20 protein-coding genes and 3 rRNA genes are annotated in these 26,222 nt (G+C 46.4%); 21 read left to right on the forward strand and 2 right to left on the reverse strand.

The genetic code is table 11. The annotated features are described in order from the left end of the window. Positions 1–4 precede the first annotated feature (4 nt). The 8 genes from MHB85_RS03060 to MHB85_RS03095 all read left to right on the forward strand — a co-directional run bounded on the left by MHB85_RS03060 (position 5) and on the right by MHB85_RS03095 (position 10,122). Positions 5–907 (forward strand): ABC transporter ATP-binding protein, encoded by a 903-nt coding sequence (locus MHB85_RS03060; protein WP_036668607.1) that lies wholly within the window; start codon positions 5–7, stop codon positions 905–907. Then, on the forward strand, positions 900–2,195 hold the full coding sequence (locus MHB85_RS03065; protein WP_192136460.1) for an ABC transporter permease: 1,296 nt from the start codon (positions 900–902) through the stop codon (positions 2,193–2,195). The genes MHB85_RS03060 and MHB85_RS03065 overlap by 8 nt, the downstream gene beginning before the upstream one ends. A 122-nt stretch (positions 2,196–2,317) precedes the next feature. After that, on the forward strand, positions 2,318–2,500 hold the full coding sequence (locus MHB85_RS03070) for a hypothetical protein (protein ID WP_091018649.1): 183 nt from the start codon (positions 2,318–2,320) through the stop codon (positions 2,498–2,500). A gap of 133 nt (positions 2,501–2,633) precedes the next feature. Beyond that, on the forward strand, positions 2,634–3,854 hold the full coding sequence (locus MHB85_RS03075; RefSeq protein WP_192136461.1) for a TraB/GumN family protein: 1,221 nt from the start codon (positions 2,634–2,636) through the stop codon (positions 3,852–3,854). 533 nt (positions 3,855–4,387) lie between these two features. Beyond that, positions 4,388–5,940, forward strand: a 16S ribosomal RNA gene (locus MHB85_RS03080). Between the two features lie 370 nt (positions 5,941–6,310). Continuing rightward, positions 6,311–9,238, forward strand: a 23S ribosomal RNA gene (locus MHB85_RS03085). 145 nt (positions 9,239–9,383) lie between these two features. Beyond that, positions 9,384–9,500 (forward strand): 5S ribosomal RNA (rrf, locus tag MHB85_RS03090). The 16S, 23S and 5S rRNA genes sit together here, the layout of an rRNA operon. Before the next feature lie 262 nt (positions 9,501–9,762). Continuing rightward, the gene (locus MHB85_RS03095) at positions 9,763–10,122 is read left to right on the forward strand and encodes a FlxA-like family protein (protein ID WP_192136476.1); all 360 of its coding nucleotides are present in this window, start codon (positions 9,763–9,765) and stop codon (positions 10,120–10,122) included. 141 nt (positions 10,123–10,263) lie between these two features. Here MHB85_RS03095 and MHB85_RS03100 read toward each other — a convergent pair whose 3' ends face one another. Continuing rightward, positions 10,264–11,619 carry an MATE family efflux transporter gene (locus MHB85_RS03100; protein WP_192136475.1) on the reverse strand — a complete coding sequence of 452 codons (1,356 nt, stop codon included), beginning with the start codon at positions 11,617–11,619 and terminating at the stop codon, positions 10,264–10,266. Between the two features lie 162 nt (positions 11,620–11,781). Between MHB85_RS03100 and MHB85_RS03105 the strand changes: the two genes are divergently transcribed. From MHB85_RS03105 to MHB85_RS03155, 11 genes are all read left to right on the forward strand, one after another. Next, the gene (locus tag MHB85_RS03105) at positions 11,782–12,516 is read left to right on the forward strand and encodes a class I SAM-dependent methyltransferase (RefSeq protein WP_341072355.1); all 735 of its coding nucleotides are present in this window, start codon (positions 11,782–11,784) and stop codon (positions 12,514–12,516) included. A 227-nt stretch (positions 12,517–12,743) separates the two neighbouring features. Next, positions 12,744–13,322, forward strand: a complete 579-nt coding sequence (locus MHB85_RS03110; RefSeq protein ID WP_341072357.1) for an RNA polymerase sigma factor — start codon at positions 12,744–12,746, stop codon at positions 13,320–13,322. Then, positions 13,319–14,596, forward strand: a complete 1,278-nt coding sequence (locus MHB85_RS03115) for a hypothetical protein (RefSeq protein ID WP_341072359.1) — start codon at positions 13,319–13,321, stop codon at positions 14,594–14,596. The genes MHB85_RS03110 and MHB85_RS03115 overlap by 4 nt, the downstream gene beginning before the upstream one ends. Before the next feature lie 59 nt (positions 14,597–14,655). Next, positions 14,656–15,114 (forward strand): DUF523 domain-containing protein, encoded by a 459-nt coding sequence (locus tag MHB85_RS03120; RefSeq protein ID WP_091018807.1) that lies wholly within the window; start codon positions 14,656–14,658, stop codon positions 15,112–15,114. Between the two features lie 195 nt (positions 15,115–15,309). Then, positions 15,310–17,055, forward strand: a complete 1,746-nt coding sequence (locus tag MHB85_RS03125) for a methyl-accepting chemotaxis protein (RefSeq protein WP_341072360.1) — start codon at positions 15,310–15,312, stop codon at positions 17,053–17,055. Positions 17,056–17,268: 213 nt separating this feature from the next. After that, positions 17,269–17,946, forward strand: coding sequence for an NAD(P)H-dependent oxidoreductase (locus MHB85_RS03130; protein ID WP_091018804.1), 678 nt, complete (start codon positions 17,269–17,271; stop codon positions 17,944–17,946). A 170-nt stretch (positions 17,947–18,116) separates the two neighbouring features. Beyond that, complete coding sequence (locus MHB85_RS03135) at positions 18,117–18,560, forward strand: MarR family winged helix-turn-helix transcriptional regulator (RefSeq protein WP_306299286.1); 444 nt, start codon at positions 18,117–18,119, stop codon at positions 18,558–18,560. A 175-nt stretch (positions 18,561–18,735) separates the two neighbouring features. Then, complete coding sequence (locus tag MHB85_RS03140; RefSeq protein ID WP_091018803.1) at positions 18,736–19,317, forward strand: NAD(P)H-dependent oxidoreductase; 582 nt, start codon at positions 18,736–18,738, stop codon at positions 19,315–19,317. Positions 19,318–19,431: 114 nt separating this feature from the next. Then, positions 19,432–19,743 carry an ArsR/SmtB family transcription factor gene (locus MHB85_RS03145; protein ID WP_017690814.1) on the forward strand — a complete coding sequence of 104 codons (312 nt, stop codon included), beginning with the start codon at positions 19,432–19,434 and terminating at the stop codon, positions 19,741–19,743. Between the two features lie 159 nt (positions 19,744–19,902). Further along, positions 19,903–20,937: an LLM class flavin-dependent oxidoreductase gene (locus tag MHB85_RS03150; protein ID WP_091018801.1), complete on the forward strand. Its 1,035-nt coding sequence runs from the start codon at positions 19,903–19,905 to the stop codon at positions 20,935–20,937. A gap of 312 nt (positions 20,938–21,249) precedes the next feature. Beyond that, positions 21,250–22,410, forward strand: coding sequence for an AI-2E family transporter (locus tag MHB85_RS03155; RefSeq protein ID WP_036614215.1), 1,161 nt, complete (start codon positions 21,250–21,252; stop codon positions 22,408–22,410). A 151-nt stretch (positions 22,411–22,561) separates the two neighbouring features. On the opposite strand, the gene MHB85_RS03160 is transcribed toward MHB85_RS03155, so the two are convergent. Beyond that, positions 22,562–22,933: an ArsR/SmtB family transcription factor gene (locus tag MHB85_RS03160; protein WP_091018799.1), complete on the reverse strand. Its 372-nt coding sequence runs from the start codon at positions 22,931–22,933 to the stop codon at positions 22,562–22,564. Positions 22,934–23,160: 227 nt separating this feature from the next. On the opposite strand from MHB85_RS03160, the gene MHB85_RS03165 reads away from it, so the two are divergent. Continuing rightward, positions 23,161–25,503 (forward strand): heavy metal translocating P-type ATPase, encoded by a 2,343-nt coding sequence (locus MHB85_RS03165; RefSeq protein WP_341072362.1) that lies wholly within the window; start codon positions 23,161–23,163, stop codon positions 25,501–25,503. 205 nt (positions 25,504–25,708) lie between these two features. Then, positions 25,709–26,065, forward strand: a complete 357-nt coding sequence (locus MHB85_RS03170) for an SdpI family protein (RefSeq protein ID WP_179198608.1) — start codon at positions 25,709–25,711, stop codon at positions 26,063–26,065. The last annotated feature ends 157 nt before the right edge of the window (positions 26,066–26,222 follow it).

A 26,222-nucleotide genomic window follows, 5' to 3' on the forward strand; every position in this document is an offset into this window, starting at 1 on the left:
AATGATGAACCGATTGGAATTGAAGCAAGTCGTCAAGCAATATGCAGACAAAACAGCTGTTAATGGAGTCACGCTCAATGTAAAAGAGGGGGAGATTTACGGACTGCTCGGAGCCAATGGTGCAGGTAAAACAACAACAATGCGTATGGTGCTTGGACTGATTCACCCTGATGGAGGGAACATCCTGTACAACGGCAAGCCCTATAATACGGAGCTGCAACAGATTATGGGTTATCTTCCGGAAGAGCGCGGATTGTACCCGAAGGTGAAAGTCAGCGAACAGATTAATTACCTGGCACGACTTCGTGGCATGAATGGTAAGGACGCAGATCAGAGTCTCAAGTACTGGCTGAATCGGTTTGAGGTACCTGAGTATTACGATAAGAAGATCGAGGAGTTGTCCAAAGGCAATCAGCAGAAAATGGGCTTTATCGCAGCCGTAGTGCATAGACCGCAGATTCTCATTCTGGATGAAGCGTTCAGTGGACTGGATCCTGTGAACGTGGAATTACTCAAGTCCACCGTCAAAGAATTGCGTGACGAAGGTACGGCCATTCTGTTCTCAACACACCGTATGGAGCACGTTGAAGAGTTGTGTCGTCAGATCACCATTCTGCATCGTTCCAACACGGTGGTTCAAGGAGAGATCAAGGAAATCAAGAGCCGGTATCCGCGTGAACAGGTATTCCTGGGTACGATTGGTAGTGTGGAAGGACTCGAACAGTTGTCTGGTGTGAAGAAAGTCGAGCGGAATGAGCGTGGGTACCTGATACATATTAGTCAGGTGGAAGCGGCTCAAGAGATTCTGAGAACAGCCATGACTCAGACGACAGTGGAACACTTTGAACTGAAGGAACCAACGCTTAACCAAATCTTTATTCGTGAGGTAGGTGAGTCGAATGAATAAAATGGGAACGATTACGGGTTTTACATTCAAAAACAAAGTTAAAACGAAATCATTCATGGTAACGACCATTGTACTTGCACTTTTAATTTCAATCGGACTCAATGTTCCGTATTTCATTACTTTATTCAACGGGGGTCCCATTGGCGGAGCTTCCAGCAGCAATCCTGTAAATATCGGTCTTCTGAGTACAGGGCAGCTTGAAGTTTCGGAGAAACTGGAGAGCTTCTCTGCGGCTCAAGGAGATCAGGCCTATCGATTCATAGCCAGTGGTGACAAAGATGAAGCTGCTCTTGCGGCGGATGTGGAAGCAGGACTTACCGATGGTTATCTGAAGTTTGAAGCTGTTTCCGGGCAAGAGTTCCCGCAGCCCATTCTATATTCAGCAGAAGATGTATCACCTCAGATCATTGCATCCATTGAAGCTGCTTTGCAAAGTGTGAAGCTGGATGTGGTTGTGAAGGATGTACTCACAGCGGAGCAGAAGGAACTGATTACAACACCTGTGAAGCTCACCGAGCAAAGTTTGAGTACGGATGAGAGCGGAGCAGGTACTGAGTCTGAAGGTGCAATGAGCCCGATTAACTATATTGTGGTGTACTTGCTGATCATCTTGCTGTTTACCTCAACGATGATGACAGGTAACATGATTGCCTCTGAGATCACAGCTGAGAAGAGCTCGCGTATTATGGAGATTCTCATTACGAGTGTATCCCCGCTCAGTCAGATGTTTGGTAAAATCATCGGGATTTTCATGGTGGGGATGCTGCAAATTGGAATCTTCGGAGCGGTGGTTGCCGGAAATATCTTGCTGCCGCATAACCGTGCAGTATTAGGTGACTTCAATATGAATGTAAGTGATGTGAATATTGCGGTTATTGTGTATGGACTCATATTCTACATTCTGGGCTACTTCCTGTATGCCGTGTTGTTCGCTGCCATTGGCTCAATGGTAAGCCGTACGGAAGAACTGGGTCAGGCTGTTCTGCCGATTACGATGTTGTCGCTTGTTTCCTTCTATATTGCGATCTTCAGTATTTCTACACCGAACATTCTGTTGTTGAAAATCGCAAGCTTCATCCCATTCACGTCGCCGACCGCGATTCTGGTAAGGATCGGTGCGGGAGTTGCACCGACTTGGGAGATTTTAACCTCATTAGCGATTCTCATTGTGTCCATTATCATCTTCGGATGGCTTGCAGCCAAAATCTATCGCACAGGTGTGCTGATGTACGGTAAACGTCCGACCTTTAAGGAATTGTTTAAGGCCATGAAGGCTTATAAGATCTAATATAGTTTATTCAGTTCTACGACGACGACGCTACGCATTGATTTTTTAATGGAAATATAGGTTTCTTACATTGATCCATTACAACTATAAAAAACAAAGCACATATGTGGAGGGGATTAAATATGATTAATCAATTAAATACAAAGTCTTATAAGTTAATGAGCACAGGAGTAGTTGTTCTGTTGTTAGCATCAGTCATAAGTGGAGAAGGTTCTGTAGTGAAGGACGCAGTTCAAGGGGCGATGATGGGAGCTGGAGCTATTTTTGCAGCTGTAGGTCTCTGGATGGCTGGCAGCAAAAAGTAATGAAAAAATAAACAAAAAATAGGTGCTACTCTAAAGATGGGTGGCACCATTTCCACCTTTATCCGTAGTATCTAAGTATGTCCATTCTATCAAGATGATTGGCAACTATATTCAATAAAGGAGAATACATAATATGAAGAATTGGAAACGCACGCTATTATCTCTTACAATCTCGGTAGGTTTGCTCGCATCTGCGGTACCGGCAATGGCAGCTCCTCAGGGAACTTCCGTCAAGGTCAATGATCATGCGGTGAAATATGCTACAGGAGCACCGATCCTGGAAAAAGGCACAACACTGGTTCCGTTGCGCACTACGCTGGATGCCATGGACGTGAAGCTAACAACTGCGACAGATGATACGATCACGGCCGTGGTAGATGGTAAAACAATTACACTCAAAAGTAAACTTACACGCATCAACGGTGTAACGTATGCACCGATTCGCATCGTTGGTGATGCAGCGGGTTATGAAGTACGCTGGGATGCTGCAACGCGCACAGTACTGTTGGTATCCAAAGGGGGAGCAACTGAAACTGCGCAAACCGGTGGACGTGGCTTCATGTGGGAAGTTGAAAGCAATGGCAACACGGTCTATCTGGTAGGGTCCATGCATATTGCTGATGAGAGCTTTTATCCATTGCGTCCGGAGTTTGAAGAAGCCTTTGCGGAAGCTGACTATCTCGGGGTGGAGATTGATATTAGCAAAGCCGCTGATGAAGAGCAGCAAAAGCTGGTTCTAAGTCTGGGTTCGTATCAAGATGGAACAACACTGAAAGACCACATTTCCAGTGAAACGTACACTAAGCTGGGTGATGTATTGAAGAAAAATGGTCTCGAGTCTAACGCCTTGGATGCGTTTAAGCCTTGGGTAGTAGAGAGCACACTTGCAAGTTTGAAGTCCACAACGGCAGGATACGAAGCGTCAGCAGGAGTGGATCTGTATTTCATCCAGAAAGCGATCGAGCGAAAACTTCCAGTTATTGAGTTGGAGAGTTATCAATCTCAACTTGGCATGTTTAACGACTTTTCCAAAGAAACACAAGAGGAAACACTGAAAGCGACAATCGAAAACTTCGACGTGTTGGATAACAGTGTGAAAGAAATGGCTGAGATGTGGAAAACGGGCAATGACGAGCAATTGCTTGAACTGACAAATAGCTTCTCCACTAACGAGGAATATAACAAAGCAATGCTGGTTGATCGTAACATTGGTATGGCGGACAAAATTGATGGTTACTTGAAAAACGGCAAAGGTCAGGAATATTTCATTGTTGTTGGTGCGGCACACTACCTGGGCGATCACGGCATCGTGAAACTGCTTGAGGATAAAGGATATAAAGTAGAACGGAGATAAATATAGATTACTATAGAAGGTAACCCTTTCGTCTCGAATATGAGAGTTGAGAGGGTTGCCTTCTTATATATAGAAGAAAGACAGATTGAATAAATAAGATTAAGCTGCAGGATAATACAATTGATTAAGAGTTATGGTAGGTTGAAGGTCCTTAATATGGTTAGATCGTGGATTTGATATGTTTTGAAATTAACTCTTTACAAGTGTGTGTTCTACATGGTATATTCTATTTCCGGCCAAAAAAACACGAGATACACGGTGCGGCAAGCGGTTGAAATAAGCTTCGAAAGAAACTTAAAAAAAGAGCTTGCAAAGTTGGTTCGGACATGATATTATATAAGAGTTGCTGAAGATAACAACATTCGGTAACGAAACAAGTTTGATCTTTGAAAACTGAACAACGAGTGAGTAAACATTCTGCTTGCAGAATGAACGCGAAAGTTGAGACAAGCTTTGGCTTGGATCGACTGGAGCACAAATGAGATTTTTAATCTCGTCAGATTCAAAATGAGCTTATCGCTCTTTTCAATACTTTATTGGAGAGTTTGATCCTGGCTCAGGACGAACGCTGGCGGCATGCCTAATACATGCAAGTCGAGCGGACTTGATGAGAAGCTTGCTTCTCTGATGGTTAGCGGCGGACGGGTGAGTAACACGTAGGCAACCTGCCCTCAAGTTTGGGACAACTACCGGAAACGGTAGCTAATACCGAATAATTGTTTTCTTCGCCTGAAGGAAACTGGAAAGACGGAGCAATCTGTCACTTGGGGATGGGCCTGCGGCGCATTAGCTAGTTGGTGAGGTAACGGCTCACCAAGGCGACGATGCGTAGCCGACCTGAGAGGGTGATCGGCCACACTGGGACTGAGACACGGCCCAGACTCCTACGGGAGGCAGCAGTAGGGAATCTTCCGCAATGGGCGAAAGCCTGACGGAGCAATGCCGCGTGAGTGATGAAGGTTTTCGGATCGTAAAGCTCTGTTGCCAGGGAAGAACGCTTGGGAGAGTAACTGCTCTCAAGGTGACGGTACCTGAGAAGAAAGCCCCGGCTAACTACGTGCCAGCAGCCGCGGTAATACGTAGGGGGCAAGCGTTGTCCGGAATTATTGGGCGTAAAGCGCGCGCAGGCGGTCATTTAAGTCTGGTGTTTAATCCCGGGGCTCAACCCCGGATCGCACTGGAAACTGGGTGACTTGAGTGCAGAAGAGGAGAGTGGAATTCCACGTGTAGCGGTGAAATGCGTAGATATGTGGAGGAACACCAGTGGCGAAGGCGACTCTCTGGGCTGTAACTGACGCTGAGGCGCGAAAGCGTGGGGAGCAAACAGGATTAGATACCCTGGTAGTCCACGCCGTAAACGATGAGTGCTAGGTGTTAGGGGTTTCGATACCCTTGGTGCCGAAGTTAACACATTAAGCACTCCGCCTGGGGAGTACGGTCGCAAGACTGAAACTCAAAGGAATTGACGGGGACCCGCACAAGCAGTGGAGTATGTGGTTTAATTCGAAGCAACGCGAAGAACCTTACCAGGTCTTGACATCCCTTTGACCGGTACAGAGATGTACCTTTCCTTCGGGACAGAGGAGACAGGTGGTGCATGGTTGTCGTCAGCTCGTGTCGTGAGATGTTGGGTTAAGTCCCGCAACGAGCGCAACCCTTATATTTAGTTGCCAGCACTTCGGGTGGGCACTCTAGATAGACTGCCGGTGACAAACCGGAGGAAGGTGGGGATGACGTCAAATCATCATGCCCCTTATGACCTGGGCTACACACGTACTACAATGGCCGGTACAACGGGCTGCGAAATCGCGAGATGGAGCCAATCCCAACAAAGCCGGTCTCAGTTCGGATTGCAGGCTGCAACTCGCCTGCATGAAGTCGGAATTGCTAGTAATCGCGGATCAGCATGCCGCGGTGAATACGTTCCCGGGTCTTGTACACACCGCCCGTCACACCACGAGAGTTTATAACACCCGAAGTCGGTGGGGTAACCGCAAGGAGCCAGCCGCCGAAGGTGGGATAGATGATTGGGGTGAAGTCGTAACAAGGTAGCCGTATCGGAAGGTGCGGCTGGATCACCTCCTTTCTATGGAGAATCGTTTCCTGCAACGGAAACATTCAAATAAGCAGGTTCTTAGAACCTGCGACAGCGATTCATTTTGGTCCATCACTTCGGTGTGGATGAAATGAAGAGCACAAGCAACTCACTCGTTGTTCGGTTTTGAGAGCTCAAACTCTCAAAACAGCTTGCTTTTGCATGGAGCTTGTTCTTTGAAAACTAGATATCGAAACGAAACAAACGCGAATTAGAACATTCCTTTTTAGCTGAACTTGTGTTAAACAAGTTTAATAAATTGGTACTTAATTGCTTTTGCGATGGTATTGGATGGGAGTGACTTTTGGCTTTGGACGTAGTCCAAAACAAGGGAAGCGAGCAGCCAAAACCGGAGCAAACTGGTTAAGCTACTAAGAGCACACGGAGGATGCCTAGGCGCTAGGAGCCGATGAAGGACGTGGCGAACAACGAAACTGCCTCGGGGAGCTGTAAGCAAGCTTTGATCCGGGGGTGTCCGAATGGGGAAACCCAGCTGGGGTAATTTCCAGTTACTCACAACTGAATACATAGGTTGTGCAGAGGCATACCAGGGGAACTGAAACATCTAAGTACCCTGAGGAAGAGAAAACAATAGTGATTCCGTCAGTAGCGGCGAGCGAACGCGGAGAAGCCCAAACCAAGGAGCTTGCTCTTTGGGGTTGTGGGACGTCTCACATGGAGTTACAAAGGAGTCAGTTAAACGAAGAGGTCTGGAAAGGCCCGCCAAAGAAGGTAAAAGCCCTGTAATTGAAAGTTGACTCTCTCCGAGACGGATCCCGAGTAGTGCGGGGCACGTGAAACCCCGTATGAATCCGGCAGGACCATCTGCCAAGGCTAAATACTTCCTAGCGACCGATAGTGAAGCAGTACCGTGAGGGAAAGGTGAAAAGCACCCCGGAAGGGGAGTGAAATAGAACCTGAAACCGTGTGCTTACAAAAAGTCAGAGCCCGTTTTAGGGGTGATGGCGTGCCTTTTGTAGAATGAACCGGCGAGTTACGTTCCCGTGCAAGGTTAAGGTGAAGAGCCGGAGCCGCAGCGAAAGCGAGTCTGAATAGGGCGACTTAGTACGTGGACGTAGACCCGAAACCGGGTGATCTACCCCTGTCCAGGGTGAAGGTGCGGTAACACGCACTGGAGGCCCGAACCCACGCATGTTGAAAAATGCGGGGATGAGGTGGGGGTAGCGGAGAAATTCCAATCGAACTCGGAGATAGCTGGTTCTCCCCGAAATAGCTTTAGGGCTAGCCTCGGAAAACAGAGTCGTGGAGGTAGAGCACTGATTGGGTGCGGGGCCCGCAAGGGTTACCAAGCTCAGTCAAACTCCGAATGCCATAGACTTACTTCCGGGAGTCAGACAGTGAGTGCTAAGATCCATTGTCAAAAGGGAAACAGCCCAGACCATCAGCTAAGGTCCCCAAGTGTGTGTTAAGTGGGAAAGGATGTGGAGTTGCACAGACAACCAGGATGTTGGCTTAGAAGCAGCCACCATTGAAAGAGTGCGTAATAGCTCACTGGTCGAGTGACTCTGCGCCGAAAATGTAACGGGGCTAAACACACCACCGAAGCTATGGCTTGATGCTATGCATCAGGGGTAGGGGAGCGTTGTATAAGGGTTGAAGGTGTACCGTAAGGAGCGCTGGACATTATACAAGTGAGAATGCCGGTATGAGTAACGAAAAGATCAGTGAGAATCTGATCCGCCGAAAGCCTAAGGGTTCCTGAGGAAGGCTCGTCCGCTCAGGGTAAGTCGGGACCTAAGGCGAGGCCGAAAGGCGTAGTCGAAGGACAACAGGTCGAAATTCCTGTACCACCGTAAGCCGTTATGAGCAATGGGGGGACGCAGTAGGGTAGTGACGCGGACTGATGGATGTCCGTCTAAGCAGTAAGGCTGATGTGTAGGCAAATCCGCACATTGTAAGGCTGAGCTGTGATGGGGAGCGAAAATTGTAGTAGCGAAGGTCATGATCTCACACTGCCAAGAAAAGCCTCTAGCCAGGTGAAGGTGCCCGTACCGCAAACCGACACAGGTAGGCGAGAAGAGTATTCTAAGGCGCGCGGAAGAACTCTCGTTAAGGAACTCGGCAAAATGACCCCGTAACTTCGGGAGAAGGGGTGCCCCGGTAGTGTGAATAGCACGAGGGGGCCGCAGTGAAAAGGCCCAAGCGACTGTTTAGCAAAAACACAGGTCTGTGCGAAGCCGTAAGGCGAAGTATACGGGCTGACGCCTGCCCGGTGCTGGAAGGTTAAGGGGAGTGGTTAGGGAGTAATCCCGAAGCTGTGAACCGAAGCCCCAGTAAACGGCGGCCGTAACTATAACGGTCCTAAGGTAGCGAAATTCCTTGTCAGGTAAATTCTGACCCGCACGAATGGCGTAACGACTTGGGCGCTGTCTCAACGAGAGATCCGGTGAAATTTTAATACCTGTGAAGATGCAGGTTACCCGCGACAAGACGGAAAGACCCCATGGAGCTTTACTGCAGCTTGATATTGAATTTGGGTACGATCTGTACAGGATAGGTGGGAGCCTTTGAAGCATGAGCGCCAGCTTGTGTGGAGGCAACGTTGGGATACCACCCTGATCGTATCTAGGTTCTAACCTGGTACCGTAATCCGGTGCGGGGACAGTGTCAGGTGGGCAGTTTGACTGGGGCGGTCGCCTCCTAAAGAGTAACGGAGGCGCCCAAAGGTTCCCTCAGAATGGTTGGAAATCATTCGAAGAGTGCAAAGGCATAAGGGAGCTTGACTGCGAGACCTACAAGTCGAGCAGGGACGAAAGTCGGGCTTAGTGATCCGGTGGTACCGCATGGAAGGGCCATCGCTCAACGGATAAAAGCTACCCTGGGGATAACAGGCTTATCTCCCCCAAGAGTCCACATCGACGGGGAGGTTTGGCACCTCGATGTCGGCTCATCGCATCCTGGGGCTGAAGTAGGTCCCAAGGGTTGGGCTGTTCGCCCATTAAAGCGGTACGCGAGCTGGGTTCAGAACGTCGTGAGACAGTTCGGTCCCTATCTGTCGTGGGCGTAGGAAATTTGAGAGGAGCTGTCCTTAGTACGAGAGGACCGGGATGGACGTACCGCTGGTGTACCAGTTGTTCCGCCAGGAGCACCGCTGGGTAGCTATGTACGGACGGGATAAACGCTGAAAGCATCTAAGCGTGAAGCCCCCCTCAAGATGAGATTTCCCAGTATGTAAGACCCCTTGAAGACGACGAGGTAGATAGGCTGGGGGTGGAAGTGCAGCAATGCATGGAGCTGACCAGTACTAATCGGTCGAGGGCTTATCCAAATATGCAAGTGATAATTCGCATGTTTCGTTTCGAATCTAGTTTTCAGAGAACGATCTCTGAAATGAAAATTGGTACATCACAGAACGTGTGTATGATTTTCAGTTCCATATCTGATTTCAAGAAGCTATGCTTCGACAAATCGCGTTTGGTGGCGATGGCGGAGGGGTTCCACACGTACCCATCCCGAACACGACCGTTAAGCCCTCTAGCGCCGATGGTACTTGGACCGCAGGGTCCTGGGAGAGTAGGACGCCGCCAAGCAATCTAAAGACACACTTGATGATATCGAGTGTGTCTTTTTTGTTTTTATTTTACACCGGGAAACAACTAACTTTACAGATCAGAGTGCACCAGGACCTACACTGTATGATTAGACTGACTATTGATTAAAGCTGCTATATGTATTTCATCTATTTGAATTCCAGACTCTCATAGCTTCGTTCAGCAACCTTTCAGTTGAATTTAACGTACGTTTCAGTGGGATGGGGTATAGTGAAGCCATGTAAAAACGAGGAGGACCATAATGAATATATCTCCTGCAGCCAGCTCCACAACATCATACATATCGACATCTTCGAGTTCGGACAATTCAAGTAGTTTAGAGAAACAAAAGACGAAGCTTGAGGCTCAACTGGAGAAAGTACAGTCCAGCAAGGACGATGAGAAGACGAAGGAGACAAAGACCAAACAGCTTGAACAGCAGATCAAGCAGATTGAGGCGCAGATTGCACAGCAAAGCTCTCAAGGATCCGGTACAGCCGTTGCTAAGGAGGCGCCACCTGCCCAACCTTCAGCCAATGGAAAGGGCATAGCTACCCCTAAGGAAATTGCGAACGCAACAACAGATAGCAATGGTCGATTTGATATACGTAATCTAGTTTAGGATATAAACAAGCCCTGCCCGATCTTTATGGATCGTGCAGGGCTTGTTTATGGTTTTTGTTAGATAATTTATAAAGTCTACCTACAATTTATCAACGTTCCATTTATCGTCTATCTGATACCACTATATTATCTGTTAACGTTATTCAGACTGCAACGCGTTGATTCGCTCCGTAAGGGAACGTTTTCTATAGTACAGGGCTATGGTAGCGAGAACCAGCATTTCGGATAGCGGTACGGCAAGCCAGACACCCGTGACACCAAAGAATGAAGGCAGGACTGCAATCAACGCAATCATGATGATCATCTCACGCGCAGCTGTGATCCAAATGGCCATTTTGGCATTACCAACAGATTGGAAATAGGTGCTCATGACAAAGTTAACACCCATAAACACATAGGCAAATGTAAATATACGTAATCCGTAAACGGCATTATCCGTTACGCCACTACTGAAGTTTCCAAAGATTTGCACGAAATAAGGTGCACCGATCTGAACGACAAGCAGTAACAATAGACCACATGCGAGAGCCGTTTTGGTGGCTAACCGTATCGTTTGTTGTACCCGTTTAACCTGACTTGCACCGTGATAATAGCTTATCAGAGGTTGGGCAGCGGATGCCAGACCCAGGAAAGCCAACAATACAACACCATGAATGTAGTTCAACACGGTAAAGGATGCTACACCATCCGTACCCGCAATGCGGTCCATGGAGATATTGTGAGAGACAGAGAAGACCGACATGCCAAGTTCAGCCAGAAAGCTGGGGAAACCAATGAGTAGAAGGGAAGCCAGCAGTTTGTTGTTCCATTTGAACCGGGTGAACGTGAGATTATTTGTTTTTTTGAAAAAATGAGTAAACAGGACAAGTAGCGCAAGAGAGGCCGATACGATGGTACCGATGGCCACACCGCGTACACCCCATTCGAGTACATACAATGTTACATAATTAATGACGATATTGGCCACAGCAAACGTAATCTGAGCGTACATGGACGTGTTGGGGTTCCCATCGTTTCGTACAAAAACAGAGAGTGCATTCTCAATGGTGAAAACAAACCCGAACAATAACATGATATTCATATAGTCCGAAGCAAACGGGAAGGTCTCGGCGTTAGCACCGAGGGAGTATACCAGCTTGTCTTTGAACGTAAATGCAGTATATCCAATGGCTATCGTAACTAGCATAATCAGCATAATGGATTTGGTGAAAATTTGTTTGGCTGATGTGATATCTTTTCTACCCATAGCGTTGGAGTACAACGTTGCCCCGCCCATACCAATCCACAGCGACATGGCAACAAAAAGCGTGTAGACAGGTGAGGCAATGCCGATCCCGGCCATCGCGGTAGAACCCAGTTTGTGTCCTACCATAATGCCGTCGATAATAAAATTAAAAGCAACTACCAGCATCCCCAATACAGAAGGCACGAGGTAGCTTATAAAAGCTTTGCCTACAGATTGCCCTTCCAATGGATGCGTCCAATTCGTATTCATAATGACCTCCGTTAGTAAACTGAATGTTCATTCTGTATTTAATAATACTGAACGTTCGTTCTGTATGATAACACGCCATGAATTCTCTTGGCAACTTTTGCGTTTAAATATCGTTTATGTGGTAGAGTAGGTGGATATTTATAAGGCGGGAGGAATCTCTTGATGAAACAAAATAAATACGATGAAGCTGAGTTTTTTAATAAATACAGTAAGATGGCTCGTTCCGTTCAAGGGCTGGATGCAGCGGGGGAGTGGCATGAACTACAGACTCTTTTGCCTGATTTGAAGGACAAGCGTGCGCTGGATTTGGGATGTGGTTTTGGGTGGCATTGCCGGTATGCGCGTGAACAACAAGCGAGTTCAGTGATCGGTGTAGATTTGTCTGAAAATATGCTTCAGCGCGCTCGTGAAATGACGGACGATCCACAGATCGAGTACAAGCAGCTGGCGATTGAAGATATTGATTTTGCACCGGGACAATTCGACGTTGTGATCAGTTCACTTGCCTTGCATTATATTGAAAGATTAGACACGGTGTACGCTAAGATCAATGATTGTCTCGTAGAAGGGGGCACATTTGTACTATCCTCCGAACATCCCATCTTCACCGCTCGCGCTGCGCAGGATTGGCATTACGGACCTGAAGGTGAGATCCTGCACTGGCCCGTGGATGATTACCACGATGAAGGGAAGCGTGTGGCGAACTTTCTGAATCAGGACGTGGTCAAATATCATCGCACACTGGCAACACATATAAATGAACTCATTAAGGCAGGGTTTGCTATTCAAAAGGTGGCTGAATCCAAACCATCACCAGAGATGATCGAACAGGTTCCAGGCATGAGAGACGAGAATCGGAGACCTATGTTTTTGATGATTGCTGCGGTTAAAGTATAACGATGAAAATGATACGTTAGACCAGAGAGCAGAAAGAAATGAGGAAGTGGAGCGTTCGCCTAAAAACTTTCTAATAGAGATTTCTAACTAAGCAAACTTGAAGGATCAGTGTGTTCAGTGATATTGAACATGCTGTTTTTTATTTTGCTACAATAATAAGAAATAATGTCCAAAAGAGGGAACCAAACCACATTAGACTCAGTCATATTAAGTGAGGTGAACAACAGTTGGATGATCAATTACTGGCACAGGCTCAGACTATAGACAATTACACACTTAGCAGCATGATGGATGACTACGGAAACGATGTGTGGAATTACGCTTATTTTCTGACCAAAAATGCCGAACAGGCAGATGAATTGTCACAGGAGGTATTTATTCGGGCGTACTCGGGGATCGCTCATTATCGTGGAGATTGCTCATTGAAAACCTGGCTGTTGACGATTACTAGAAACACCACTTTTACATATCGAAAATCCAGATTTTTTCGTAGCAGTCTGTGGGGAGAGACGTTACCCATTGAGACAGAGCGTGGGGGTTCGAGCCAAAAAGTCATAATTGCAGAGCAGCCTGCACATCCTTCGGCCGAGATGGAAGTGATGCGTAAGGAGCATATCCATGAAATCTGGGATATTGTTCTGGCGTTGCCAAAGAAGTTCCGGGAGATTCTTTTGCTGAATTTGAAATATGAGCTTACGACGAGTGAGATTGCTGAGATGTTGAAAATCAGCTCAGGCACAGTAAAATCCAGACTATCCCGAGGTAAGGATAAGGTACGAAAACAATGGGAGGAGCGAAGCAAATGAGACACAAGGATGAGCAATGGGAGAAGGTAATCCGGAAAGGACCGTTTGCGTCGTCTCCTTTTACAGAGGATCACAAGCGAAAGGTGCTTCAACAGGTGGAATGGATGAAGAAGTCGGAAGAGGGAAGCAAGGGAGATAGGTCAGAGGACAATTCCAGATCATCCAGGCCGTATAGACCGCAAGTAGGCAACGAGTCACACAAGCGTCGCCCTAGAAGAGGGCCTCTTGTTGCCGGCACGGGTGTGTTGGTTATTGCTGCTGGATTGTTCCTATGGATCTGGGATGATGGACAGCTGGTGAAACCCGTGATCGAGCAGGTCTATCCGACAGCAGCGTTACAGTTATCCGATGGATTGAACACAAATCTGCTAACCGACATAATGAAAAGAAATGTTGCGACTACGATGCGAGACGATCTCGGTAAACAGCTGAAGATTACGAAAGTGGAAGATTTGCCTGTGTCCGGCAGAATATATGTAGAGGCTGGACATGAAAGTGAGAAGGAATATGCGCAGATATGGCTCGATGCGACAACAGGAAATCTGCGTGAAGTAGGAATGAGACGTGAAATGCAGCCAAGCGATTTGGAGCACCGTTATTTGCGTCAAGTTCCATCACTATTGCAAAGTATAGGCAGTACTCAAACGCTTAAACCTGTATCAGTCCAGCGTTATGTGAGTATGAAGCAAGGGGAGTCGGAGCCAATATCGCATACGACATTAGCGTTAGAGAATGAGACTGGTTATGGGGAGATTGTATGGCAACAGGACAAGGCTATATCGATCACAGGCGACCTTAGACCTGATCAAATATCCCAGGTAGCGCTGGCGGATGCCAGAAACGCGATTGAGGCTCTGTCTGGTAAAGCCAATCTTGATCTGGTAAGAGCAAGCCGAAGCAAAGATGATGAACTCGGCAAGGATACAGTCTCCTTTTCCTTTAAAGATAACTACTTTGTCCAGATGACCGAAGGAAAAGAGGGCTTGGGTTATACGGTTGGGGATGCCAATCATTATGAGCAAGACTTTGCAGACTGGGAAGAAATAGAGGCTTATTATCAGGAACTATATAACATACAGGAGTCTCTTCTTAGAGGAGAAGTAGAACCTATAATTAAAAAAATATTTAAAATGGATCTTCAAGCGTATAAACTTCACCGTAATCCTGATCATCCAGGCATGGTCACATTTGAACTGGAGTCGAGCACAGATGTTTTTCAGGTTGAATACAGGGAAGATGGACGGATCAAGATGATCACAAGAGGCGAGTTATAGGGCTTGATCTTACATGTTACAATTTACTTCATAGATGGAATAAGTATAAGGAGATAACGATGAAATATTTGGTGAGTTCATGTCTGGCGGGGGTAGCTTGCCGTTACAATGGAACAGCGAGCCTGGATGAGAAGATTCAGGAGCTGGTGGAGCAGGAGCAGGCGAAGATGGTATGCCCGGAGCTGCTTGGCGGATTCTCTATTCCACGGGAACCGGCTGAAATTATCGGTGGAACGGGTAATGATGTACTGGCAGGCACTGCAAAAGTGATTGAGAAAAGTGGCAAGGATGTCACAGACCTATATATCAAGGGAGCCTATCAGACACTCGAATGGGCGCGAGAATTGAATGTATCGTGTGTGGTACTGAAGGAGTTTAGTCCGTCCTGTGGTACACAGATGATCTATGATGGGAATTTTGCCAATCACAAGGTAACTGGTGAAGGTGTCACATCAGCATTGCTGCGACAAGAAGGATATACCGTCATTTCTGAAAATGAATGGATGGAGCAACTATAGGTCGCAAAGATATCGTTTCATATTCACAGAAAAGCCGCTGGAATATATCCTGGCGGCTTTTCTGTTGTCTACCATTACTTTTCTCATTAAATGAATATAGTCGATTTTCCTGAAATGCTAACAAACAATATGGATACATACGATATAGATATAAGATATATAAGGCTATCTACTATTTAAAGTGGGGGAATAATCATGTCAATTCAGTCTAAGCCAAAATATAAGAAAGGAAATAAACTCAAAAATATAAAATTAACAACAACGATGGTCATCATGACTGTGATTAGTCTAATCGGCTTGTTTACTGTTTTTCTGATTGGGATTTTCGGAATGAACGAAGCAAAAACAGGACAAGGTATCCTCTACAATGACCGTTTCCAGCATCAAACCAATGTCCTTGAATTGAAAAGTAATTTCTATAATATGCGCGCCAATTATACAAAGGTTCTTGATAATGCAGAGTATACCGACAAACAGTACGATCAGGTTCAGAAAGGTAAGAAGAGTATCACGGATGGCATGAATGAATTTTCAGCAAGAAACTTGGATACCAAAGAAAAAGAGATATTTGCAGATTTGGTAGCAAAGATGGATACATATTATCAGGATATTGAGCAAATCATGGATACCAAAAAGATGTCGGGCACCTACGATAGTGAAGAGAGAGGAAGAATTAACAAAAGCAGTACAGCGATTGTGGAGACGATCACCCTTTTGAGTGCGTATAACGAAGAAGAGTCAGCCAAGCTCTATGCGGATACACAGGAAGTAATTCAGCAGCGAGCATTGGTGCTTGGTTCGGTTCTTTTGCTTTCACTTGCAGCACTCATTCTTATTTCATTTGTAATGATTCGCAGTATACGTCAACGAATGAAAGCAATCACCCGTTATTGTGAAGAAATAACACAAGGCAACTTAACGGCATCCTTAGATCCGCATCTAACACAGGGAAATAATGAGATAAGTGTCATCGCACGGGCTATTCGTACAATGACCGATTCCACAACAAATGTCATTCGTGGTGTAATTCAGGAATCTCATCATATCAACCAGGTTAGCGATCTTACCAACCAGAACATGGCTGGTCTGAATGAACGGATTCGTGAAGTATCAGCTACAGTTGAAGAGCTCTCGGCTGCAATGGAAGAGGCTTCAGCCCATACGGAAAATATGAATCATTCGGCTGCTGAGATGCAACAGGGAGCTGAATATATATCGGAACAGACATCTAAACAAGCAGAATCCGCCTATGTGACCAGCACAAAGGCTGAAAAGTTGAAGCAGGAAGCCCGCGAATCGAGCCGAGCAGCCATAGACATGTATGATCATACGAGTAAGAAAATGTCAGAAGCGCTGGAACGTGCAACAGCTGTAGATCAGATTGGTATATTATCCCAGTCTATTTTAGATGTTACAGCGCAGACTAATCTGCTTGCACTCAATGCATCTATAGAAGCTGCAAGAGCTGGAGAAGCAGGCAGAGGTTTTGCGGTTGTAGCAAGCGAGATTCGGAAGTTGGCTGATGATTCCAGACAGGCTGCCGATCAAATCCAACAGGTCACGGAAGAAGTTATGCAGTCTGTAACCAATCTGTCCTCGAATGCCAAAGAGTTGCTATCCTTTATGTTCAATCAGGTTGGCAAAGATTATAAATTATTGGAGGATACAGCTGAACAGTATTATGTCGACTCCCTTGATCATGCCAATGCAGTTAAAGATCTCAATGCAACCTCACAACAAGTGACTGCAAATATCAAAATACTAGTGGGCTCCATTCACGAGATTGCATCAGCCAGTGAACAATCAGCCGCATCCAGTCAGGAAATCGCAGGACATATGGTCGCCTCTACTGCGCAATCTGTGGAAGTAGTTAAACAATCTGATCAAGTCAAGGATAGTGCATTAAATCTGAATAAGCTGGTTCAAGATTTCAAGATTTAAAAGGAAAAGAGTCGTAGATAATCTACTAGGGCCATGTAAGTGTCCTGGTGGATTATCGCTGTCTCTCATCCAATACTTACTTTTATAAACCAAGAAACAATAATGTGCGTACTTTTAATTTATGCGTATAGAACCTAAACTAATACTTGAGATGAAACAACTTAAACATTATTGTTCAACATAAAAAAATATATAAAAAGGACGTGGAGCTCCATGGAAGTTACAGCAAAGTCAAAGACAAAGGAAGACATCTTAAAGGCTTATCATTTCCGGCATGCAACAAAGATATTTGATGATACCCGCAAAATCTCGGATGAGGATTTCCAATTTATATTGGAAACAGGCAGATTATCCCCAAGTTCCATTGGTCTTGAACCGTGGAAGTTTCTGATTGTACAAAATCCGAACCTGCGTAAGCGTCTGTCCGAAGTCTCTTCCGGTGCTCAAAAGCAATTGGCTACAGCGAGCCACTTTGTTGTTATTTTGGCTCGGTCCGATGCCAGTTATAATTCTCCCTATGCGGAATACATGTTGAAGGAAACAAAGGGAATGCCGGACGACGTATTTGAGCTAACAAGTCAGGCTTATGGAAAGTTCCAAAATAACCAGAGAATTCTGGAGAATCCACGATCATTATTTGACTGGGCATCCAAACAGACTTATATTGCACTTGGTAACATGATGACGGCGGCAGCTCAAATTGAGATTGATTCCTGCCCAATTGAAGGTTTCAGCCGTGAGGATGTCCATCGGATTATGGAAGAAGAGGGTTTGCTGGAGGATGGTGCATGGGACGTCTCGGTAATGGCAGCCTTCGGTTATCGGGTAGAGGAGCCCATGCGTGAGAAGTCCCGACAATCCGTTGAGAAAATTACCCATTGGATTAACTGAATACAGCATGAATTCAATATGAATCAAAAACGATGATTAAGATCTAAAATCTAACTTAACATTATAGGACAGGATCATAACAGAATCGAAACAGCCCCGATATTTTCCACATGTTAGAAGGATGGAAAGGGCTGTTTTTCTTTTTATAAAAAGAACTTGAAAATGCATAGATGTCTATGTATAATGAGTTCATGCCTAAATACAACGCAATTGCACTGATTGCAAGAATCAGAGACCATGTCAACAAACGGATTGTACACGAATTGGAACAGCATGAGGTAACAGGGATTGTTCCTTCTCATGGAGATGTATTGATGTTCTTGTACCGGGAAGAGACGCTGTCGATCAAGATGTTGGCTGAACGGGTTCAACGCACGCAACCAACGGTAACGGTACTGGTCAACAAGCTGGAGAAGCTTGGCTATGTTGAACGCAGCAAGAGTGCCGAAGATAGCCGAGTGACGATGATTCGCCTAACCGAACAGGGGAAGCGACTCGAACCGATCTTTCATCAGGTATCAGAGCAGATTAATGACATCATCTATAGTGGCTTGTCCGATGAACAGTCGGAGCAATTGGAGAGCTTGCTGTCCATTATTGTCCGAAAGTTATAATGAATGAACTCTTCTGTCTGCAACCCTTCCACATTCGAATGGGGTGGAGGCAGGGGAGCCCAAATATTTTTTTGACCATATACATAGATATCTATGTATATGAAACGTATCAAGCGTATCAATGTAACCCCATTTCCACAACCTAACTCAAACCAAACCTGGAGGGATTCACACTATGAAACATCTTATCGTATATGCTCACCCACGCACAGACAGCCTTAATAATGCAATCCTCATTACTACTGTAGAAGCTCTCGAAGCTCAAGGTCATGAAGTGGTTGTTCGTGACTTATATAAGCTTGGATTCCAACCCGTACTGACTGAAGATGATACAGCTTCCATGCGCGCAGGGCAGACACCACAGGATATCGCTACAGAGCAGCAGTTTGTTACGGATGCAGAAGCTATTACATTCATCTATCCGATCTGGTGGACAGGTCTTCCTGCCATTATGAAAGGATATGTTGACCGTGTATTCGCCTATGGTTTTGCATATGCAGCGGGTGAAGCGGGAATTGAGAAATTGCTGACAGGCAAAAAAGGACTCATCATCAACACACATGGTACACCAAGTGAAATATATGATCAGATTGGCATGACTGCTGGATTGAAAATAACTTCAGACGTAGGTATCTTCGATTTTGTAGGCATTGAAGCCGTAGATCATCTGCTCTTTGGGAGTATTGGATACCTGGATGCACCCGCATATCAAGCCATGTTGGATCAGGTTAAACAAACGGTTACAACCAAATTCTAATATGGATGTTGATTCTAAATTTGGATTCCATATGATTCCAGACCGACTCAATCATGAGTCGGTTTGTTTGTTCATGTGTTTGCAAAATGGATGAAAGGGGGTATAATCGTACCCATGGAACCTATACTTATATTCAAAGCGTTATCGAACGAGACACGTAGACAAATCCTGTTGTGGCTCAAAAACCCGGAGCAACACTTTCCACCGCTGGAACTATCTCAGCATCCGGATGGTGGCAAGAACGGAATCTGTGTTGGCACGATTCAACTGAAGGCTGGACTGGCTCAGTCGGTTATATCCAGTTATCTGCTGACTATGCTCAAGGCAGGATTGTTGCTCTCCGAGCGAAGAGGACAATGGACGTATTATCGGCGCAACGAGGAGACGATCCGTCAGTTTGCCGAGTACGTGCAGAACGAGTTATAAGCCGGATGCCGGAACGGAAGCTAGGATGCACTTGCAGGCAGGGATTCCGTCCGGATGTAAACGGCTAGTTTATCATCACATCACCATATCCAGTTGCGATTTAATTAATCTATATATCTGGATATACAAAAATATAATCATCGAGGAGATTAAACGATAATGACTACAGAAAATACGGCTTCATCCCATAAAGAACACATCAATGACGTTAAGCTTTCCATCCTGGATCTGGCTCCTGTCGTAGTGGGTGCAACACCTGCTGATGCTTTGCGCAACAGCCTGGATCTGGCACAGCATGCTGAGCGTTGGGGATATCACCGTTACTGGGTAGCTGAACATCACAACATGCCGGGTATTGCTTCATCCGCAACTTCGGTTGTTATTGGATATCTGGCTGGTGGAACCAAAACGATTCGTCTGGGTTCAGGAGGCATCATGTTGCCTAACCATGCACCGCTTGTCATCGCTGAGCAGTTCGGCACACTGGAATCCTTGTATCCTGGCAGAATTGATCTGGGACTGGGTCGCGCACCAGGTAGTGACCGCCGTACATCGCTTGCACTGCGCAAAGATCTGAACAGTGGGGAAGATTTCCCTGAGCTGTTGGCAGAACTAAGAGCATACTTTGATGCTTCGGCGACATCTTATCATGCGCCTGTTCGCGCAGTTCCTGGAGAAGGATTGAATATTCCAATTTACCTCTTGGGGTCCAGTGATTTCAGTGCACGTCTGGCAGGTCAGCTGGGATTGCCGTTTGCTTTTGCCAGCCACTTCTCGCCCGATTATACCCGGATTGCATTAGAGACGTATCGAAACAACTTCCAACCATCAGAAAGCTTGAAGGAGCCACATGTGATTGTTGGTGTCAATGCTGTTGTTGCGGATACAGACGAAGAAGCAGCATGGCTGGGTACAACGATGCAACAGCAGTTCCTGAACATTATTCGTGGCACAACGGGATTGGTACAGCCTCCGGCAGAGATGGAAGGAAAATGGACGGATCGTGAGAAAGCTGGTGTTGAGCAGACACTGAAAGCAGCTGTGAATGGTTCGCCAGAAACGGTACGTGGACAGCTGGAATCCTTCATCCGGCAGACGCAGGCAGATGAGCTGATTATTACGTCGATGATCTATGATCATAAGGCACGTCTGCATTCCTATGAGTTAATCGCACAATTGGCGGGAAGAGCCTAATCTCCATTTTCAGCGTTAAAGCTGGCTTAATGGAAGGCTAGAGCTATAAATTTACGGTTCGTCTCCCATTGAGGCGAGCCGTTTTTGAATAGGGAGAATTTGCAAATGATTCGTGTGGGGCAGAAGACTCATTTTGGGGTAAAATGACTTTATCGGTTTAATTTGAAACGGTTAATCGGCACCATACGTATAAATCCAGAGTGTTATACATATGTTGGCTTGTACAAGGTACTTTTTTATTCGTGTGTGGGGCATTTATCTAGCTTTATAGTTTAGTTTTGATTAAGCGTCATAAGAGAGGACGACACGCCTATGGAGCAACCTGAGCAACCCCGCGTTTGGCCGGAGCGGTTCAAGCGATTTTTTCTTAACAACAAGTTTGTGCTATTTCTGCTGATTCTGCTGTTGGTGGGACTGAACGTGATGGTTCTGACCAAAGTATCCTTTGTTCTTCATCCGCTCGCAGTACTCATCAAGACGATTGTGTTACCGATCATTCTGTCAGGCATACTCTATTATCTGCTGAATCCGATTGTGGATGTGATGGAGAGGTGGAAAATTAAGCGCGGCTGGTCCATTCTGATCCTGTATCTTGCAATTGGAGGCATTCTGACGGTCGTTGTGCTGGCAGTCATTCCAGTTGTACGTAACCAGATTGTAGGACTAATTGAAAACTTTCCAACGTACAGTGAGACGGTAAAACAGCAGTTTGAGGAGCTTACGGGCAGTAAATTGTTCGGTCAGTTCCAGGAAACGGTGAACCTGAATTCGCAGGACTGGTGGGGAACAATCTCCCAAAAGGCTACTGAAATTCTGAACTCGACCTGGACCAAATTGGGCGGGTTCCTCGGAGCCTTCACGGAGACCGTGTTGTCTATCGTAACGGTTCCGTTTATCCTGTTCTATCTGCTGAAAGACGGCAAGAAGCTGCCAGCGAAAATTCTGTCTTTCCTGCCGATCAAGAGCCGTACGGGCGCAATGCATGTACTGGAAGACATCAATCACCAGATCAGTTCATTCATTCGTGGACAGATTATCGTCAGCTTCTGCATCGGTATCTTGCTCTACATCGGTTATATGGTCATTGGTCTGGATTATGCACTGATTCTTGCAATTATCGCATCGTTCACGAGTGTTGTTCCGTATCTGGGACCAGCAATTGCGATTACACCTGCGTTGATTGTGGCCCTGGTTACTTCGCCAGTGATGCTGCTGAAGATGGTTGCCGTATGGACAATCGTGCAGTTAATCGAGGGTAAATTCATCTCACCACAGATCATGGGCAAAACGCTGAAGATTCATCCGATCACGATTATCTTTGTCATTCTGACTTCGGGTAATCTGTTTGGAGTCGTGGGCATTCTGCTCGCTGTTCCAGGATACGCGGTGCTGAAAGTATGTGTATCACATATCTTCAACTGGTTCAAGGACAGATCCGGCCTGTACGATCCGAACAAGAACAATCTGTTGTAACCGAAGTGGCAAGCTCCAATTGATCGGTAATCAGAAGGAAGAGTCACTTTGTATCCTGTATAAAACGGTACCCTTACCTAGAAGAACCCCCGTCCATCGGCATACAGCCGAGAGGCGGGGGTTCTTCTGCATGAACAAGCTTGGCTGCTGCCTAGCTGTGTTTAATATGTTGGAGTGTTTGCAGGAAAATCTGCTCAATATGAGCATCATCCAGAGAGTAGTACACGGTCTTGCCTTCCTTGCGCCGCTTGACGATCCGCATGTTGCGGAGTGAACGCAGCTGGTGTGAAATGGCCGACTGTCCCATGTCGAGCAGAACCGTCAGGTCATGAACACATAATTCCTTCTGTAACAGCGCATCAATAATACGTAGACGTGTGGGGTCGCTGAATGCCTTGAACCAATCTGCCATCTCGGAAGACGTCTCCCGATCCATGAGTGAAGTGCGAATCGTCTGCACGTCGGCTTCAGTACCCGAGCAGGCTGCATCACATTCGCTTGGTGCTTTAACCGGTTGTTCCATTTCCTATCACCGCCTATGTTAACAACTATAGCTCTATTATATCCAAAACACGCCTAAAGCGAAATGATTACTATTAGCATAATCTGTATGAAAAATCAACAACGATTGTTGACACTCATGTTTAGGCGTGCATATAATAGGGGTAACCAAACATATGAATGAGTGCTCATATATTGAATACAATTGAAATATAACATTGTTTTTGTACTGCAAAGGGGAGAATTCACATGGGAACCGGACAGGAACAGGTGAAAAGGGAACTGCTGCTTGATGGGCTGGATTGTGCGAACTGCGCATTGAAGATTGAGAATGGCGTCAGAAAAATTAAGGGCATTAACGAATGCTCTGTCAATTTTGTTACCAAAACATTATCGCTACACACCACTTCCGACATGGATGAACAGGTAGTGGAAGAAGCAAAACGCAAAGTGCTTCGGCTGGAGCCTCATATTCGTATCTCGGAAAAAGGAAAACAGATGAACGGGCATGTGCACGCCCATACAGGGAGTGCATCTGATTCACAGGAACACGGCCATGACCATGCCTTACATGATCATGGACATTCACATGCACATGGTAATCACTCGCATACTCATGATCATGGAGATTCGCAGGGCCACGCACATGAGCACGGAAGTCATGCCGGACATGGGCATGATCACAGCCATACCCATGATGATGCCCATGCAGGCCATTCACATGAACATGGTGCAGGACAGACCAAAGTGTTGCTTGCTCGTCTTGCTGCCGGTTCTGTGCTGCTCGCAGCCGCAATCTGGTCCCCGCTGGAGGGCTGGGCGCAATTTACTCTATATGCGCTCGCTTATCTGATTGCCGGGGGAGACATCGTGCTTCAGGCGTCCAAAAACATCATTCGTGGTCAGGTGTTCGATGAATACTTCCTCATGTCCGTCGCTACCCTGGGTGCCTTTGCCATTGGAGAGTATCCGGAAGGGGTAGCGGTCATGCTCTTCTATCAGCTGGGAGAGCTGTTTCAGGGCATGGCGGTTAATCGGTCACGCAAGTCGATTCAGTCACTGATGGACATTCGCCCGGACTATGCGAATATTCTGACGGGTTCGGGTGACGAGACACGGCGGGTATCTCCGGAAGACGTACGGATCGGTGATCGTATTGTCGTGAAAGCAGGAGAGCGAGTACCACTGGATGGTATCGTTCAAGCTGGGCGTTCCATGGTGGACACTTCTGCTCTGACAGGGGAATCCGTACCACGTGAGCTGGAGTCCGGAAGTGATGTACTGAGTGGATTTGTGAACAAAAATGGTATGTTGACGATTGAAGTGACCAAAACGTTTGGTGAATCAACGGTATCCAAGATTTTGGACCTGATGCAGAACGCGAGCAGCCGAAAAGCGAAAACAGAGCATTTTATTAGTAAATTCGCCCGTTATTACACACCGGTTGTTGTGATCCTCGCAGCTGTGATTGCATTTGTTCCGCCGTTGATACTTAGTGGTGCAACATTTGCCGACTGGATCTATCGTGCATTGGTCTTCCTGGTTATCTCATGTCCTTGTGCGCTGGTCGTTTCTATTCCACTTGGATTCTTTGGTGGTATCGGAGCGGCTTCACGTAACGGGATTCTTGTCAAAGGCAGTAACTATCTTGAAGCATTGAACGATGTGAAAGTCGTCGTTTTTGATAAAACGGGTACACTAACCAAAGGTGTATTCAAAGTAACAGCTATTCGTCCCGAAGTTGGACGCACGGAAGAAGAACTAATGAAGCTGGCAGCCATTGCCGAAGCAAACTCCAATCATCCGATTGCCGAATCCATTCGCGCAGCTTGGGCCAAAGCGATTCCTACACAAGGTGTGGAAGGTTATGATGAAGTTGCCGGACACGGGATCAAGGTGAGTGTGGATGGTCGGGAAGTGCTGGCAGGTAACGCCAAATTAATGGAGCAGGCAGGTATATCCTATACCACACCAGATACGGCTGGAACGATAGTCCACGTTGCTGAAGCTGGCACGTATGTTGGTCATCTGATCATTGCCGATGAAGTGAAGGATGACGCAGCCGCGGCCATTCAGGCGCTGAAGAAACTCGGCATCCGCAAAACGGTCATGTTGACAGGAGATGCCAAAGCCGTGGGTGAAGCGGTAGGACGCGAGCTGGGTGTGGATGAGGTCTACGCTGAATTGTTGCCACAGGATAAAGTCGAACGACTGGAGCAATTGGAAGCGGCCAAATCTCCGAAGGAAAAAATGGTGTTTGTCGGTGATGGTATCAACGATACACCTGTGCTGGCGCGCGCCGACGTGGGCGTGGCAATGGGTGGACTCGGCTCGGATGCCGCGATTGAAGCGGCAGATGTGGTCATCATGACAGATGAACCGTCGAAACTAGCGAGTGCGATCCGCATTGCAAAGCGTACACGCATGATCGTATGGCAAAATATCGCGTTTGCTCTGGGGGTTAAGGCAATCTTCCTGCTACTTGGTGTGTTCGGCATAGCCACCATGTGGGAAGCGGTATTCTCTGATGTTGGTGTCACAGTGCTGGCTGTCCTGAACGCCATGCGTGTACTTCGTGTGAAGAATATCTAAGTTTACGAAACGATCCAGGCGGCTCTTCGTATATACGTAGAGCCGTTTTTATATTTTTATGTAGATAAGTCTAACTGGACATTTACACGAGAATGGAGAGGACAGAGATAACCTGAGGAAGCGAAGCTACATCGGCAGGTTATTCTGTCATCGGAGTGTCAGTGTAAGCAGGTCTATGGAAGACAACAGTGAAGGGGAGAATGTTTTGACAGGAGCAATAGTTGGGATCATCATTGGAGTGTGTTATTTCATTCTGGGGTTAATGGTGTTCAAAAAACCACCGAAAATGATTAACGGAATATATGGTTATCGGACCCCGCGTGCAATGAGTAATCCCGAGTTGTGGGACGAAGCGCAAAGTTATAGCGCCAATCTGATGATGCAATTTGGAGTGATCATTACGATATTCGGCATTATCGGTTTCTGGCTTACAGATGTACGAGCTTTGGTGCTGAGTCTGGTTGCTACAGGGTTCTATACGTTCAGACTGTTTACCAGAGTGGAAGGCCGTCTGAAGCAAATGCAGCGTGCTCAACAGCAACAGAATGAGCAGAACGTTTAAGGCAAAATGAATGAATAGTGTACAGAGGAAGACCTGCGTGTGAAGCGGGTCTTTTTTTGTTGAAATAGAAAATTGTAGAGGATGTTAAACTCACTAAGAATTCAGGGATAGAATCTAACGTTGACGTTAACGTTAATATTATATATAATTATGTACA

The organism is Paenibacillus sp. FSL K6-4396 (assembly GCF_038002525.1).
Classification (GTDB): domain Bacteria; phylum Bacillota; class Bacilli; order Paenibacillales; family Paenibacillaceae; genus Paenibacillus; species Paenibacillus amylolyticus_B.

What these genes read in the sequence shown, in the direction of transcription:
- MHB85_RS03140 (WP_091018803.1), top strand. Translation starts at nt 18,736, where the DNA reads ATGAAACATCTTATCGTATATGCTCACCCACGCACAGACAGCCTTAAT.
- MHB85_RS03115 (WP_341072359.1), top strand. Translation starts at nt 13,319, where the DNA reads ATGAGACACAAGGATGAGCAATGGGAGAAGGTAATCCGGAAAGGACCG.
- MHB85_RS03060 (WP_036668607.1), top strand. Translation starts at nt 5, where the DNA reads ATGAACCGATTGGAATTGAAGCAAGTCGTCAAGCAATATGCAGACAAA.
- MHB85_RS03165 (WP_341072362.1), top strand. Translation starts at nt 23,161, where the DNA reads ATGGGAACCGGACAGGAACAGGTGAAAAGGGAACTGCTGCTTGATGGG.
- MHB85_RS03135 (WP_306299286.1), top strand. Translation starts at nt 18,117, where the DNA reads ATGTCTATGTATAATGAGTTCATGCCTAAATACAACGCAATTGCACTG.
- MHB85_RS03120 (WP_091018807.1), top strand. Translation starts at nt 14,656, where the DNA reads ATGAAATATTTGGTGAGTTCATGTCTGGCGGGGGTAGCTTGCCGTTAC.
- MHB85_RS03125 (WP_341072360.1), top strand. Translation starts at nt 15,310, where the DNA reads ATGTCAATTCAGTCTAAGCCAAAATATAAGAAAGGAAATAAACTCAAA.
- MHB85_RS03100 (WP_192136475.1), bottom strand. Translation starts at nt 11,619, where the DNA reads ATGAATACGAATTGGACGCATCCATTGGAAGGGCAATCTGTAGGCAAA.
- MHB85_RS03130 (WP_091018804.1), top strand. Translation starts at nt 17,269, where the DNA reads ATGGAAGTTACAGCAAAGTCAAAGACAAAGGAAGACATCTTAAAGGCT.
- MHB85_RS03160 (WP_091018799.1), bottom strand. Translation starts at nt 22,933, where the DNA reads ATGGAACAACCGGTTAAAGCACCAAGCGAATGTGATGCAGCCTGCTCG.
- MHB85_RS03095 (WP_192136476.1), top strand. Translation starts at nt 9,763, where the DNA reads ATGAATATATCTCCTGCAGCCAGCTCCACAACATCATACATATCGACA.
- MHB85_RS03075 (WP_192136461.1), top strand. Translation starts at nt 2,634, where the DNA reads ATGAAGAATTGGAAACGCACGCTATTATCTCTTACAATCTCGGTAGGT.
- MHB85_RS03105 (WP_341072355.1), top strand. Translation starts at nt 11,782, where the DNA reads ATGAAACAAAATAAATACGATGAAGCTGAGTTTTTTAATAAATACAGT.
- MHB85_RS03145 (WP_017690814.1), top strand. Translation starts at nt 19,432, where the DNA reads ATGGAACCTATACTTATATTCAAAGCGTTATCGAACGAGACACGTAGA.
- MHB85_RS03155 (WP_036614215.1), top strand. Translation starts at nt 21,250, where the DNA reads ATGGAGCAACCTGAGCAACCCCGCGTTTGGCCGGAGCGGTTCAAGCGA.
- MHB85_RS03070 (WP_091018649.1), top strand. Translation starts at nt 2,318, where the DNA reads ATGATTAATCAATTAAATACAAAGTCTTATAAGTTAATGAGCACAGGA.
- MHB85_RS03150 (WP_091018801.1), top strand. Translation starts at nt 19,903, where the DNA reads ATGACTACAGAAAATACGGCTTCATCCCATAAAGAACACATCAATGAC.
- MHB85_RS03065 (WP_192136460.1), top strand. Translation starts at nt 900, where the DNA reads ATGAATAAAATGGGAACGATTACGGGTTTTACATTCAAAAACAAAGTT.